This window comes from Aminobacter sp. BE322, from assembly GCF_050433525.1.
Taxonomy (GTDB): Bacteria; Pseudomonadota; Alphaproteobacteria; order Rhizobiales; family Rhizobiaceae; genus Aminobacter.
In genome coordinates this window covers 16,718-29,180 of the sequence record NZ_JBNPXB010000009.1, presented here as the reverse complement: position 1 = coordinate 29,180, position 12,463 = coordinate 16,718, and the positions used below count along the sequence as shown (strand labels likewise).

Below are 12,463 nucleotides of genomic sequence, written 5' to 3'. Positions count from 1 at the left end.
TCAGGCGGCGGTCTGCCAGGCAGGCGCGATATCGGTGCCGAGGCCGCGCATGTAGCCGAGCACGATGTTGAGGCCAGCGACCGGCTCGATGTAGCGGGCAACGCCGAGGCCGCCGACCTGGAGGGGCACGAAGCCAGACTTGGCGACCAGCGCCTCGACCGCATCGGTCGCGTCCTTGTCGTCACCGGCGATGAACACTGTGGCAGGCTTGCCGCCGATATTGCCGCCGGACTGGAGCACCGAGGCGAAGATCGTGTTGAATGCCTTCACCACCCTGGCCTTGGGAGCGAGCTTCTGGATCTCCTCGCCGGCGCTGGTGGAGTGGCCGATGGTCAGGCCGGCATAGTCGGCGGTCAGGGGATTGGTGATGTCGATGACGATCTTGCCGTCGAGGCCGCCGGCGGCGGCGATCGTTTCGCCGGCCGCGTCGAACGGAATGGCGAGGACGACGATGTCGGCGCTGCCGACCGCGGACGGGATGTCGGTGCCCGTCACATTGACGCCCGCCGAACGGGCGGTTTCTTCAGCCTTGGAAGCGTCGCGCGAACCAAGCGCGACCGAGTAGCCCGCCTTGGAAAATACGCCGGCGAGGCCCTTGGCCATGTTGCCGGTTCCGATGATCGCAATGGTCATGATCCTGTCTCCTGGTGCAACGCGCTGGTCAGCGCCGATGGCAAGGAGATAGAGGATTTCTCTCGCGGATATTATCCGCGCAGGGAGCATTTTATTGTTTCCAAAATGGAAATAAAGGCTACCAGCCCTGGTCCCACTCGGGGACGCCGCGGAACTGCTCCACCAGGAAGTCGACGAATATCCTGACCTTGATGGCGAGGTGGCGACCCGGCGGGTAGAGCGCGTAGATGGTGAGCGGCGCCGGCTCGAAGCTGGCAAGCAGCGGCACCAGCAGCCGGTCGCGCAGGCGCGGTCCGGCCATGAAGCTGGGAGCGCGTGCTATGCCGAGACCGGCCTCGGCTGCGGAGAGCGCAACATCGGCATTGGAGAAACGCAACCGGCCCGACACCCCTACAGAGGCGTCGCTGCCGTCAGGATTGCGAAAGGCCCAACTGCCCGGTTCGCGGAAATTGGTGTCGATGATGCACTCGTGCGATGCCAGTCCGGCGGGGTCGGCCGGCGCTCCGTGCTGCGCGAGATAGTCTTGCGATGCGCACAACACGATGCGCGCTTCGCAGAGCCGGCGGGCGACCAGGCTGGTATCGGCAGGGTTGCCGATGCGTATGGCGACGTCGAATCCCTCGTCCACCACGTTGACCACCCGGTCGGAGAAACTGACGTCAAGTTCGATCTGCGGAAACTGCCGGGCGAATGCGACGAAGACCGGCGCGAGCTGGCGCGCGCCGAAGGACACCGGCGCGGTGACCCTGAGGCGACCCCTAGGCGTGCCGGAAACATTGCGGACCGCATCGTCCAGGGTATCGAACTCGGCGAGCAGAACCCTCACGCGCTCGAAATAGGCCTGCCCGGCCTCGGTCGCCGCGAGCGCCCTGGTGGTGCGGTTGAGCAGGCGGACGCCGAGATCGGCTTCGAGCCGCGACACCAGCTTGGAGGCCTGTCCGGCGCTGGTGCGCAGCCGTGAGGCGGCCCTGGCAAAGCTGCCCGTCTCCATAACCGCCACAAACATCCTGTCGCATTCGAGCCTGTCCATGCGCAACTTCTAGCGGCAGACGGCTCGCTATCCAAGCTGGCAGACAGCCTGCCCCTCCCTTTCGGGAGGGGACTGTTTTCTAGCCCGGCGTGAGCTTGAGCATGGTTATGCCGGCAAGCACGGCGGCGATGCCGCCGAGCCGGAGCGGCGTAAGCTGTTCGCCGAACAGGACTGCGCCCATGATGACGGTGCCTGCAGCACCGATCCCGGTCCACACGGCATAGGCTGTGCCGACGGGCAACGCCTCCAGCACCTTGCCGAGCAGGTAGACGAAGGCTGCGAGCAGCAACACCGAGACGACCGACCAGCCGGGCCGAGTGTAGCCCTCGGCATATTTCATCGACACCGCCCAGGCGATGTCGAGAAACCCGGCGATCACGAGCAGGCTCCAGGCAAGGCCCTGGCTCATGTCAAGCCGCGAGCTTCATGCCTTCGGCCGACATCGCCTCGCGCACCTTCGGCCGCGCGCCGACCCGGTCCATATAGGTGCGCAGGTGCGGGAAGGCGGAGAGATCGACCTTGGCGTAGCCGGACCAGCCGACGATGGTGAAGAGATAGGCGTCGGCGACGGTGAAGGTCGCGCCCATCAGCCAGGGGCCGCTGCGCTCCAGGTGCCGTTCGACATAAGCGAGGCGCTCGGCGATCTTGCCGCGCGCCACCTCCTGCGCCTGGGCGCCGTATTCGGGATGGAACAGCCACGGGCTGTACATCTTGTGCAGTTCTGTGGCGATGAAGTTGAGCCAGGACTGCAACTGGTAGCGTTCACGCGTGCCGGCCGCCGGCGCCAGCTTCGAGGCCGGCCGGAGGTCGGCGAGATACTGGACGATCGCCGCTCCCTCGAACAGCAGCGAGCCGTCGTCGAGTTCGAGCGCCGGCACGTAGCCGTTCGGGTTGACCTTGGTGAAATCGCGGCCGGCGCCGGTGACATGCGGCTGCTTGAAGATGTCGACGCGTTCGATATCGGGCGCAATGCCGGCTTCGAGCGCCACGATATGCGGCGAAAGCGAGCAGGTGCCGGTGGCGTAGTAGAGTTTCATGATCTGTCCTCTTGGGTTGTCGACCCGTGTGGTCGTTGCGTCCAGGGACAAAGCTAGTCGTTGCGTTGCTGCAATGCTTATTGGGAGTTTGCCAGTCACGCTTGCATGACTGCAAGTACCAATCATGCTAAGAAGCCACGCATGGAAGACTGGAACGAACTCAGGCTCGTGCTTGCAGTCGGCCGCGCCGGCAGTCTCACGGCGGCGGCGGGATTGCTTGGCATCGACCATTCGACGGTGTTTCGCCGGCTCAATGCGTTCGAGCAGCGGCTGGCGGTCCGCCTGTTCGAGCGCCTGCCCGGCGGCGTCTACCAACTGACACTGGCGGGCGAGCGCATGGCGGCGGCGGCCGAGCGCATGGAAGACGAGGCGCTGGCGCTGGCGCGCGACATCGCCGGCGCCGATGGCCGGCTCTCGGGGCGGCTGCGCGTCACCTCGTCGGAAACGCTCGCCTATAGCAGGCTGACGAGGCATCTGGCCGAGTTCCGCGGCGTCCATCCCGGCATCGTCGTGGAACTCGCCATCGAAAACCGGGTGCTGTCGCTGTCGCGCCGCGAGGCGGACGTGGCGCTCCGGCCGATCCGGCCGAAGGAGGGCGATCTCTGGGGGCGCAAGCTGGCCGGCGTCGCGTGGACGTTCTTCGCAGCGCGAGCTTATCTCGACGCCCATGGCGGTCCGATTCCGGGAGCCAATGCGCTGGGCGCCCATTCTCTGGTCGGCTGGGAGGAGACCGCCGGCGGCATCATGGCCGCCGACTGGCTGGACCGGAACGTCCCGCCCGACGGCTTCGTCTACCGCACCAACAGCCTGGTCAACCAATCGGTGGCCGCGCGCGCCGGCATCGGGCTGGCGCTCCTGCCCTGCTATCTCGGCGACAACGAGCCGGGCCTGGTGCGTGCGCTGGCCGAGCCCATCGAAGAACTCGCCGGCGAGCTGTGGATCGTCACCCACCAGGACCTGAAAGGCACAGCCCGGGTCCGGGCCTTCTTCGACGTCGTCGGCGAAGGGCTGGCGCACGAGCGCGACCTGTTCGAAGGCCGTGCCCGCTAGCTCAGCCTGAGCTCAGTGCCTCAGGCCCGGCGCTTCCTGGCCGGTGCGCTCGACGTATTCGACATAGCCGCCGCCATAGGTGTGGATGCCGTCGGGCGTCAGTTCCAGCACGCGGTTGGAAAGGGCCGCGAGGAAATGGCGGTCGTGCGAGACGAACAGCATCGTGCCCTCATACTGGGCAAGCGCTGCGATCAGCATTTCCTTGGTGGCGATATCCAGGTGGTTGGTCGGCTCGTCGAGCACGAGCAGGTTCGGCGGATCGAACAGCATGATCGCCATTACCAGGCGTGCCTTCTCGCCGCCCGAGAGCACGCGGCACTTCTTCTCGATCTCGTCGCCGGAGAAGCCGAAGCAGCCGGCCAGCGCGCGCAGCGGCGCCTGTCCTGCCTGCGGGAAGGAATGCTCCAGCTGCTCGAACACGGTGAGGTCGCCGTCGAGCAGGTCCATGGCGTGCTGGGCGAAATAGCCCATCTTGACGCTCGGCCCGCGCGCCACCGTGCCCTGGTCGGGCTCGGAAGCGCCGGCGACCAGCTTGAGCAGCGTCGACTTGCCGGCGCCGTTGACGCCCATGATGCACCAGCGCTCGCGGCGGCGGACCTGGAAGTCGAGGCCCTCGTAGATGGTCTTGCTGCCATAGCTCTTGTGCACGTTCTTGATCGTGACCACGTCCTCGCCCGAGCGCGGCGCCTGCTGGAACTCGAAGGCCACCGTCTGGCGGCGCTTGGGCGGCTCGACGCGGTCGATCTTGTCGAGCTTCTTGACCCGGCTCTGCACCTGGGCGGCATGCGAGGCGCGCGCCTTGAAGCGCTCGATGAACTTGATCTCCTTGGCCAGCATCGCCTGCTGGCGCTCGAACTGCGCCTGCTGCTGCTTGTCGGCCAGCTGGCGCTGCTGTTCGTAGAACTCGTAGTCGCCGGAATAGGTCGTCAGCGAGCCGCCGTCGATCTCGATGATCTTGTTGACGATGCGGTTCATGAAGGCGCGGTCGTGCGAGGTCATCAACAGGGCGCCGTCGTAGCCCTTGAGGAAGTCCTCGAGCCAGATCAGGCTTTCGATGTCGAGATGGTTCGACGGTTCGTCAAGCAGCATGACGTCGGGCCGCATAAGCAGGATGCGGGCGAGCGCCACGCGCATCTTCCAGCCGCCGGACAGCTTGCCGACGTCGCCGTCCATCATTTCCTGGGTGAAGCTCAGGCCGTCGAGCACCTCGCGGGCGCGGCCGTCGAGCGAATAGCCGTCCAGCTCCTCGTAGCGGGCCTGCACTTCGCCGTAGCGCTCGATGATGGCGTCCATTTCGTCGGCGCGGTCGGGGTCGACCATCGCCGCTTCCAGTTCGCGCAGTTCGGCCGCGACCTCGCTTACGGGGCCTGCCCCTTCCATCACCTCGGCGACCGCGCTGCGGCCGGACATCTCGCCGACGTCCTGGTTGAAATAGCCGATGGTGATGCCGCGCTCGCTCGACACCTGGCCTTCGTCGGGCAGTTCCGAGCCGGTGATCATGCGGAAAAGCGTCGTCTTGCCGGCGCCGTTGGGGCCGACGAGGCCGATCTTCTCTTGCTTCTGCAGGGTGGCCGAAGCCTCGACGAAGAGCAGCCGATGGCTGTTCTGCTTGCTGATATTCTCGATACGGATCATGGAAACCAAGACTAGGGAGGGGAGGAGTTGCGGCGGCTTATGGCATGCGCGGGCGCCCATGGCGAGTGGTCTCGGGCGGGCATGGCGGCGCACGACGCCGGAATGTGGGGTGGCTTGCACGTTCACGGTCGAAACCAATAGTCTCCCCTGCGGCGGAACCTGGGACGAACAAGGGAGAGGCAGTCATGTTATACGCAATCCTGGCTTATCATGCCGAGGGCGTGGTCGAATCCTGGACCGAGGAAGAGGATGCGGCCCTGATGAAGGACCTGCTCGAGGTCAATGACCGCCTCGTCCGCGAGAAGCACCTGGGCCCGGCGGCCCGCCTCGGGCCAACTGACAGCGCGGTCACCCTCAGGGGAAAAGGGCTCGGCCTCGTCACCGACGGACCCTTTGCCGAGACCAAGGAGCAGCTGCTTGGCTTCTACGTCGTCGACTACCCGACGATGGACGCGGCAGTCGCCGCGGCGCGCGAACTACGCTCCGCCAACCCAACAGCCGTGTACGAGATCCGGCCGATCCTGCTGTATGTCCCCGGCGCCCCGGTGGCGGGCCAGGAGGAGCGATAGGGGCATATCTGCCGGAGGCGTTGGGCAGCCGGCGAGGCATTGTGCCGCCCGACTGCCTGCGCTAGCCTCGGCCGACCAACGATCCCACGCCGTCCAGCGCCATGGAATTTCTCTTCGGGTTCGGGTTCCTGCTCCTTTTCAGCGCGTCCGCCATCGGTGGGGTGGCGCTGCGAGCCCGCCTTCATGAGGACCACCTGTCGCAGGCCAACATGGATGCCTTGCGGCTGGTGACGGGGCTGCTCGTCACCTTTGCGGCGCTGGTCCTGAGCCTGCAGCTGTCCACGGCGAAGCAGGCCTTCGACGCGGCCAACAAGGACCGTTCCCTCTATGCGGCGCGGCTGGCCCGCCTCGACCAGTGCCTGCGCAATCTCGGCAGCGAGACGGAGCCGGCGAGGCGCATCCTTCGCCAATACACCGCAGCCGTCGTTGCCAGCACTTGGACGAAGGAGAAAGCGCCCGTCGTCGAAGGCATGCCGGATGTCCGCAACATGGCGGCAAGCGGCGAAGATCCGGGCCTGAATGCCCTCATGAACGAGGTCGGATTGATCGTCGACGCGCTGGCGCCTGCCGATGCGGTTCGCGCCAACATGGCCGCCAGATGCCGTAGCGACTACACCATGGTTCAGGAAAGCCGCTGGGCGGTCATCGAAGACGCGACCGGCGTTGCCCGAGGCTCGTTCGTCGGCATCGTCAGTTTCTGGCTGGCGCTCGTGTTCCTGAGCTTCGGGCTTCAGATCCCGCGCCGCGTGCTGGGCGCGGTCGTCTTGTCCATCGGCGTCATCGCCGTCACCAGCGTCATGTTCGTCATCATCGACCTCCACATCCCCTATGGTGGAATGTTCGGGATCACGAGTTCGGCGATGCGCGGGGCATTGGCCGACATGACAAGGTAGGCAGGACCTCCAGCCTCAGCAGCCGTCCATCGTGCGATCAAGGAACCGGCGCGAGCCCCGCGTTGCGGTCATTCGCCAGCCGTCCCCTCAGGGAGTATCATGCATAGACCGCCAGACGGCAGGGTGGGCAGATTGTGCGAGCGGGGCCAGGCCCGAAACTGGGGGTGTTCGCCATGAGATACCGACGGCCATCAGCCGGCACGCTGGTCTCCGCACTGGCTTGGGCGCAAGCAGAGCACATTGGCTTTTCCTGAAGGAGGGCGACATGGAAGCTCGGACCGACAATCTCGTGCAGCAAATGCGGCGCAGCGGCTTCAAGGGACAGATCATCCAGGCCGGCGACGCGAGCTACGACGAGGCAAGAACCATCTTCAACGCCATGATCGACCGCCGCCCGGCGGCGATCGCGCAATGCCTCGATGTCGAGGACGTGACGCGTGCCGTCCGCTTTGGACGAGACGCCGGCCTTGAGATTTCAGTCCGAGGCGGCGGGCATGGGGTGGCCGGCAAGGCGCTGAACGACGGCGGGCAGGTGATAGACCTCCGCCACATGAACCAGGTGGCCGTCGACGCTGAAAGGCGCCTGGCGACCGTTGCGGGCGGAGCGACGATGAGCCATCTCGACCGGGCCACACAGCCGCATGGGCTCGCGACGACCGGCGGGCGCGTCTCGACGACCGGCGTGGGCGGCTTCACGCTCGGAGGCGGCTCGGGCTGGCTCGACCGCAAGTTCGGCCTTGCCTGCGACAACCTCGTTTCCGCCGAGGTCGTCTGCGCGGACGGCAGCGTGGTGCGCGCGAGCGAGACCGAGAACTCAGACCTGTTCTGGGCACTGCATGGCGGCGGCAATTTCGGCGTCGCCACCTCCTTCACCTTCCGGCTGCATCCGCTTTCGGTGGTGACTGCGGCCTTGCTGTTCTGGCCGCCAGCGGCCGGACCGGACATCCTGCGCCACTATCGCGACTTCATGGATGCCGCGCCCGACGAAGTCAGCGGCGGCTTCCTTTATGTGACGGCCCCAAATGAGGAGTTCGTACCGCAGCATCTCGTGGGCAAGCTCAGCTGCCTCGTGGTGCTCATCTATGCCGGGCCGGAGAACGAGGCCCGCAGGGTACTTGCGCCCGTGCTCGCGCTCGAGCCCGCGGGCGCGATGGTCGCCGAAATGCCCTATGCCGATCTCCAGTGCCTGATCGACGACCCGCCCGGCTATCGCAACTATTGGTCCGCCGAGCATCTCGGACGGCTGCCCGACGAAGCCATCGACCTGTTCTGCGCCCGCGCGGGCGACATGGTCGTGCCCTCGCCTTCGCAGCATGTGCTGTTCCCGCAAGGCGGAGCCGCCGGACGCAGCGGCGATCACTACCCTGTTCCGTGGCGGCGCGCGGCCTGGACCGTGCATCCTTTCGGGCTTTGGTCGGCCCCCGAAGACGATGATCGGGCGAAGCGCTGGACCCGTGACATCAGGGCCGACTTGCAGCCCTGGGCGATGGGCGCCGTCTACCTCAATTTCATCGGCGACGAGGGCGAGGACAGGGTGCTGGCAGGGTTCGGGCGCGAGAACTACGCGAGGCTGGTCGCGGTCAAGACGCGATATGATCCCGACAATGTCTTCCGCTCGAACCACAATATCCGGCCGGCTAGCCGCCGCCGGCATTGCGCGGTGCCGTCGGCCCACCGCGACGCATGCGGCGGAGAAACCGTCTCCAGGCCGGGCCCGGTTCGGAAGATTGCGTGTAGGGAGGGGATTGATGTGATCGGTACCGCATTCATGTCCGCGATCGAGATGGCGTCGGCGATCGCGGCCAAGCGCCTGAGCGCCCTCGAGGCTTTGGAGGTTCAGTTCGCGCGGATCGCCGAGTTCAATCCGCGCCTCAACGCGATCATCACGCTGGACGAGGAAGGCGCGCGCGCCCAGGCGAAGGCCGCCGACCTGGCGCGGGTACGGGGCGCTGCCTGCGGCCCGCTGCATGGCGTGCCGATGACGTTGAAGGACGGCCATGCGACTGCGGGCATGCGCACCACGGTGGGCCTCAAGGACTGGGCGGACTACGTTCCCCCGGTCGACAGCACGGTCGCGGCGCGGCTGCGCAAGGCCGGTGCCATCATCATCGGCAAGACCAACGTTCCGCCGCGGCTTCGCGACATCCAGACGTCGAACCCCATGTTCGGGCGAACGAACAATCCGTGGAACCTCGACCGTACTCCGGGCGGCTCCAGCGGCGGCGCCGCGGCGGCACTGGCCGCCGGCCTGGTGCCCCTTGAGCTGGGAAGCGACGCGGGAGGCTCGGTACGCCTGCCGGCGCATCTTTGCGGGGTCTACGGCTTCAAGCCCACGGAAGCGACGGTCCCGGTGACCGGCAGCTTCGCCGATCCGCCCGATCTGCCGCGCAGCTTCCGCCTGCTTCTCGCCGCGGGGCCGATGGCGCGGGATGTCGATGATCTCGCGCTCTCCTATCGCATCGTCGCGGGAGCCGATGGTTACGACACCGAAGTCCCGCCGGTCGCGTTCAGCCACGAGGCGGAGCCTGCCGCCAGTCAATTGAGGGTCGCGTGGGCGGCTGAGTTCCCCGGGGTGCCGACGTCCCGCGACATCAAGGATGCGCTCGGCCGCCTTGCTGACGACATCGGAGAATCCGGGGCAACGGTGTCGGAAACCCTTCCGCGGCACGACTTCGGCGCCGAACGGGCTTTGTTTTCCGATTTCATCACCTGGTATTCGCAGGTATTCCAGCCGGCCGCGCGCGAGCAGGTCGGTCTTGCCACCTATCTCGCAGCCCTCAACAGGCGAGACGAATTCATCCTGTCCTGGGAGCGGTTCTTCGAGGACTGGGACGTGCTCATCTGCCCAGCCATGATGTGCACCGCCTTCAAGCATTGCGAACCGGGGGTGCCTATCCTTGTCGATGGCAGGGAGGAGCCGTACTGGTCGGCGCTGGGCCACGCCTGCAGGTTCAACATGACCGGGCATCCGGCTGTCGTGATCCCGGTCGGTTTCGACCGGGAAGGCTTGCCCATCGGAGCCCAGCTCGTCGGGCGCAGGCATTCCGACTTGCGGCTGCTGGCCGTCGCAAAGGCCCTGGCGCGCCTGACCGATGGCTTTGTCAGACCGCCGGGGTACTGACCGAGGCGGGATGCTTCGTCCTAGGCGATGCTCTCGCCACCGTCGATCACCAGCGCCTGGCCGGTCATGAACGACGAGCGGTCGGAGACCAGGAACAGGATCGCCTCGGCGATCTCATCCGCCATTGCCCAGCGCTGCATGGGAATCTTGGTCCTCACGTAGTCTTCGATCGCCTGGCGTCCGCCCATCTGGGCGATGAAGGGATCGTTGAAGGGGGTGTCGACCCAGCCCGGGCAAAGGGCATTCACCCGCACGTTGTACTTGGCGTAGTCGATCGACATCTGCCGCGTCATCGCCACCACCGCATGCTTGGAAGTGGCATAGGCGATCATCTCGTGGTCGTAGAACACGCCGGAATTCGACGCCGTGTTGACGATCACGCCGTTGCCCTGCGCGATCATCGCCGGCATGGCGAGCTTCGAGGCTAGGAAATGCGCCCGCACGTTGATGCGCCAGGAGGCGTCCATGCCTTCGCTGGCGACTTCCGTCAGCGGCCCGCCGACCTGGATGCCGGCGTGGTTGTGCAGGATGTCGATGCGGCCGTGGCGTTCGAGCGTGGTGCCGATCATGCGCTCGATCTGGCCGTCGTCGGACACGTCGGTGCAGATCGCCTCGGCGCGTCCTCCCGCTGCGCGGATTGCTTCCGCAGCTGCATCGCCGGATGTCGCATCGCGGTCGGCGACCACCACCACCGCGCCCTCCCTCCCCATCATCAGCGCGCCGGCCCGGCCGATGCCGGAGCCTGCGCCCGTGACGACGGCAATACGATCCTTGAGCAGCATGATGGGCCTTTCAGTGGGAGGGTTTGCGCTTGCGCAGCAGGAGCTGCGCAAGCGCCACGATCAGCACCGAGGCGCAGAGCACGATGGTGGCGATGGCATTGATTTCGGGGGTCACGCCGCGGCGGATGGAGGCGAAGACATAGATGGGCAGCGTCGTCTGGGCGCCCGCGACGAAGAAGGCGATGATGAAATCGTCGAAGGAGAAGGTGAAGGCGAGCAGAAAGCCGGCCAGGATCGCCGGCATGGTCTGCGGCAGGACGATCGACCGGAAGGTGGTCAGCGGCGTGGCGTAGAGGTCGCTCGAGGCTTCCACCAGATTGCGGTCGAGGCCGCCCAGCCGCGTGCGCACGATCATCGTCACCAGCGCCATAGAGAACAGGCCGTGCGCGGCGATGATCGAGCCGTAGCCGAGCGCGAGCCGCGGTGGCTCGTTACCGGGCCAGACCGAGGTGAGAAACGGATTGACCACCGCGAACAATTGCACCAGCGCGACGAGCGTGGAAATGCCGATGACCACGCCCGGCACGACGATGGCGGCGCCCAAGAGCACGTCGAACACGGTGCGCGTCCTGATGCCGACACGGGCAAGGCCGAGCGCGGCGGCGGTGCCGAACACGGCCGCGAGCGAGGCACTGGTGGTGGCAATGAACAGGCTGTTCTTGAGCGCTTCCATCAGGAACGGATTGGCAAGCGCCTTGCCATACCATTGCGTCGAAAGCCCGGTGAGTTCGCTCGCGTGGCGGCCTGCGTTGAAGGAAAACAGCACGACCAGCGCGATCGGCAGATAGAGGAATGCGAAGACCGCAACGATGAAGGCGCGCATCAGATCAGGTCCACCTGGCGGGCGCCCGAGTAGCGGGCCGAAACGCGGTTTGCAATGACCAGCACGACCACCGAGACGAGCACCAGCGTTACCGCGATGGCCGAGCCGAACGGCCAGTTGCGCGACTGCAGGAACAGGTCCACCAGCGCATTGCCGATGAAGAAGACCTTGCCGCCGCCCAGCAGCGTCGGGATGAGATATTCGCCGAGGAGCAGGATCATGACGAGCGAGAAGCCGGTCATCACGCCCGGCAGCGACAGCCGGAGCGTGACCCCGAAGAAGGTCGACAAAGGGGTGGCACCGAGGTCGGCCGAAGCCTCCAGCAACCTTCGGTCGAGCCGTTCAAGGCTGACATAGATCGGCAGGATCATCAGCGGCAGGTAGCCGTAGACGATGCCGAGCAGCACGGCGCCCGGCGTGTTGATGAGCCGCAGATCCTCGATGCCGACATAGGAGAGAAGCGCCGGAATGCCGCGGCCGCCCAGTATGTACATCCAGGCATAGGTGCGGATCAGAAGGCTCGTCCAGAACGGGATGACGATCAGCGCAAGCAGGACGAGGCGCCAGCGTTCCGGCACTCGCAAGGCAATGTAGTAGGCCACCGGATAGGCGACGAGCAGGCAGGCGAAGGCTCCCACCGGGGCGAGGATCAGCGTATTCCAGAAGGCGGTGGCACGAGCCGGCAGGTTTGCGTATTGCGCCAAGGTCAGGGCCGCCTGGTAGCCGCCTTCCGGCGCCCTCTCGCCGACGCTGAAGACGACGATAGCGACGAAGGGCAGCACCAGGAACACGACCAGCCACGCCGTCGCCGGCGCGAGCAGCAGGGCGGTCAGAAATTTATGGCGAAAGGCGCTCGGCTGCATCCGGACGGCTCCAGGGTCCGACGGCAC

12 protein-coding genes are annotated in these 12,463 nt (G+C 66.2%); 4 read left to right on the top strand and 8 right to left on the bottom strand.

The features are described 5' to 3' along the window. From J2X50_RS14315 to gstA, 4 genes are all read right to left on the bottom strand, one after another. Positions 1-633, bottom strand: a complete 633-nt coding sequence (locus J2X50_RS14315; protein WP_429095957.1) for an NADPH-dependent F420 reductase — start codon at positions 631-633, stop codon at positions 1-3. 118 nt (positions 634-751) lie between these two features. Then, positions 752-1,663: a LysR family transcriptional regulator gene (locus tag J2X50_RS14310; RefSeq protein WP_429095955.1), complete on the bottom strand. Its 912-nt coding sequence runs from the start codon at positions 1,661-1,663 to the stop codon at positions 752-754. Positions 1,664-1,742: 79 nt separating this feature from the next. After that, entirely contained in the window at positions 1,743-2,072 is a 330-nt protein-coding gene (locus J2X50_RS14305; protein ID WP_429095953.1) for a DMT family transporter, read from the bottom strand. A gap of 1 nt (position 2,073) precedes the next feature. After that, a complete protein-coding gene (gstA, locus tag J2X50_RS14300) occupies positions 2,074-2,700 on the bottom strand; it encodes a glutathione transferase GstA (protein WP_429095952.1) in 627 nt (208 codons plus the stop codon). A gap of 141 nt (positions 2,701-2,841) precedes the next feature. Between gstA and J2X50_RS14295 the strand changes: the two genes are divergently transcribed. Further along, positions 2,842-3,750, top strand: coding sequence for a LysR family transcriptional regulator (locus tag J2X50_RS14295; protein WP_429095950.1), 909 nt, complete (start codon positions 2,842-2,844; stop codon positions 3,748-3,750). Between the two features lie 12 nt (positions 3,751-3,762). Here J2X50_RS14295 and J2X50_RS14290 read toward each other — a convergent pair whose 3' ends face one another. Continuing rightward, positions 3,763-5,385 carry an ABC-F family ATP-binding cassette domain-containing protein gene (locus tag J2X50_RS14290; RefSeq protein WP_429095949.1) on the bottom strand — a complete coding sequence of 541 codons (1,623 nt, stop codon included), beginning with the start codon at positions 5,383-5,385 and terminating at the stop codon, positions 3,763-3,765. A 185-nt stretch (positions 5,386-5,570) separates the two neighbouring features. On the opposite strand from J2X50_RS14290, the gene J2X50_RS14285 reads away from it, so the two are divergent. The 3 genes from J2X50_RS14285 (at position 5,571) to J2X50_RS14275 (ending at position 9,968) form a co-directional block, all read left to right on the top strand. After that, positions 5,571-5,954, top strand: a complete 384-nt coding sequence (locus J2X50_RS14285; protein WP_429095947.1) for a YciI family protein — start codon at positions 5,571-5,573, stop codon at positions 5,952-5,954. 101 nt (positions 5,955-6,055) lie between these two features. Beyond that, entirely contained in the window at positions 6,056-6,847 is a 792-nt protein-coding gene (locus J2X50_RS14280; RefSeq protein ID WP_429095946.1) for a hypothetical protein, read from the top strand. Between the two features lie 298 nt (positions 6,848-7,145). Beyond that, positions 7,146-9,968: an amidase family protein gene (locus J2X50_RS14275; RefSeq protein WP_429095944.1), complete on the top strand. Its 2,823-nt coding sequence runs from the start codon at positions 7,146-7,148 to the stop codon at positions 9,966-9,968. A gap of 20 nt (positions 9,969-9,988) precedes the next feature. Here J2X50_RS14275 and J2X50_RS14270 read toward each other — a convergent pair whose 3' ends face one another. From J2X50_RS14270 to J2X50_RS14260, 3 genes are read right to left on the bottom strand one after another with little or no spacing between them, the layout of a single operon-like run. After that, the gene (locus J2X50_RS14270) at positions 9,989-10,750 is read right to left on the bottom strand and encodes an SDR family NAD(P)-dependent oxidoreductase (protein WP_429095942.1); all 762 of its coding nucleotides are present in this window, start codon (positions 10,748-10,750) and stop codon (positions 9,989-9,991) included. A 10-nt stretch (positions 10,751-10,760) separates the two neighbouring features. Further along, positions 10,761-11,573, bottom strand: coding sequence for an ABC transporter permease (locus tag J2X50_RS14265; protein WP_429095940.1), 813 nt, complete (start codon positions 11,571-11,573; stop codon positions 10,761-10,763). Beyond that, positions 11,573-12,436, bottom strand: coding sequence for an ABC transporter permease (locus J2X50_RS14260; RefSeq protein ID WP_429095939.1), 864 nt, complete (start codon positions 12,434-12,436; stop codon positions 11,573-11,575). Before J2X50_RS14260 ends, J2X50_RS14265 begins: the two co-directional genes overlap by 1 nt. Positions 12,437-12,463 lie beyond the last annotated feature (27 nt).

What these genes read in the sequence shown, in the direction of transcription:
- J2X50_RS14315 (WP_429095957.1), bottom strand. Translation starts at nt 633, where the DNA reads ATGACCATTGCGATCATCGGAACCGGCAACATGGCCAAGGGCCTCGCC.
- J2X50_RS14310 (WP_429095955.1), bottom strand. Translation starts at nt 1,663, where the DNA reads ATGGACAGGCTCGAATGCGACAGGATGTTTGTGGCGGTTATGGAGACG.
- J2X50_RS14305 (WP_429095953.1), bottom strand. Translation starts at nt 2,072, where the DNA reads ATGAGCCAGGGCCTTGCCTGGAGCCTGCTCGTGATCGCCGGGTTTCTC.
- gstA (WP_429095952.1), bottom strand. Translation starts at nt 2,700, where the DNA reads ATGAAACTCTACTACGCCACCGGCACCTGCTCGCTTTCGCCGCATATC.
- J2X50_RS14295 (WP_429095950.1), top strand. Translation starts at nt 2,842, where the DNA reads ATGGAAGACTGGAACGAACTCAGGCTCGTGCTTGCAGTCGGCCGCGCC.
- J2X50_RS14290 (WP_429095949.1), bottom strand. Translation starts at nt 5,385, where the DNA reads ATGATCCGTATCGAGAATATCAGCAAGCAGAACAGCCATCGGCTGCTC.
- J2X50_RS14285 (WP_429095947.1), top strand. Translation starts at nt 5,571, where the DNA reads ATGTTATACGCAATCCTGGCTTATCATGCCGAGGGCGTGGTCGAATCC.
- J2X50_RS14280 (WP_429095946.1), top strand. Translation starts at nt 6,056, where the DNA reads ATGGAATTTCTCTTCGGGTTCGGGTTCCTGCTCCTTTTCAGCGCGTCC.
- J2X50_RS14275 (WP_429095944.1), top strand. Translation starts at nt 7,146, where the DNA reads ATGCGGCGCAGCGGCTTCAAGGGACAGATCATCCAGGCCGGCGACGCG.
- J2X50_RS14270 (WP_429095942.1), bottom strand. Translation starts at nt 10,750, where the DNA reads ATGCTGCTCAAGGATCGTATTGCCGTCGTCACGGGCGCAGGCTCCGGC.
- J2X50_RS14265 (WP_429095940.1), bottom strand. Translation starts at nt 11,573, where the DNA reads ATGCGCGCCTTCATCGTTGCGGTCTTCGCATTCCTCTATCTGCCGATC.
- J2X50_RS14260 (WP_429095939.1), bottom strand. Translation starts at nt 12,436, where the DNA reads ATGCAGCCGAGCGCCTTTCGCCATAAATTTCTGACCGCCCTGCTGCTC.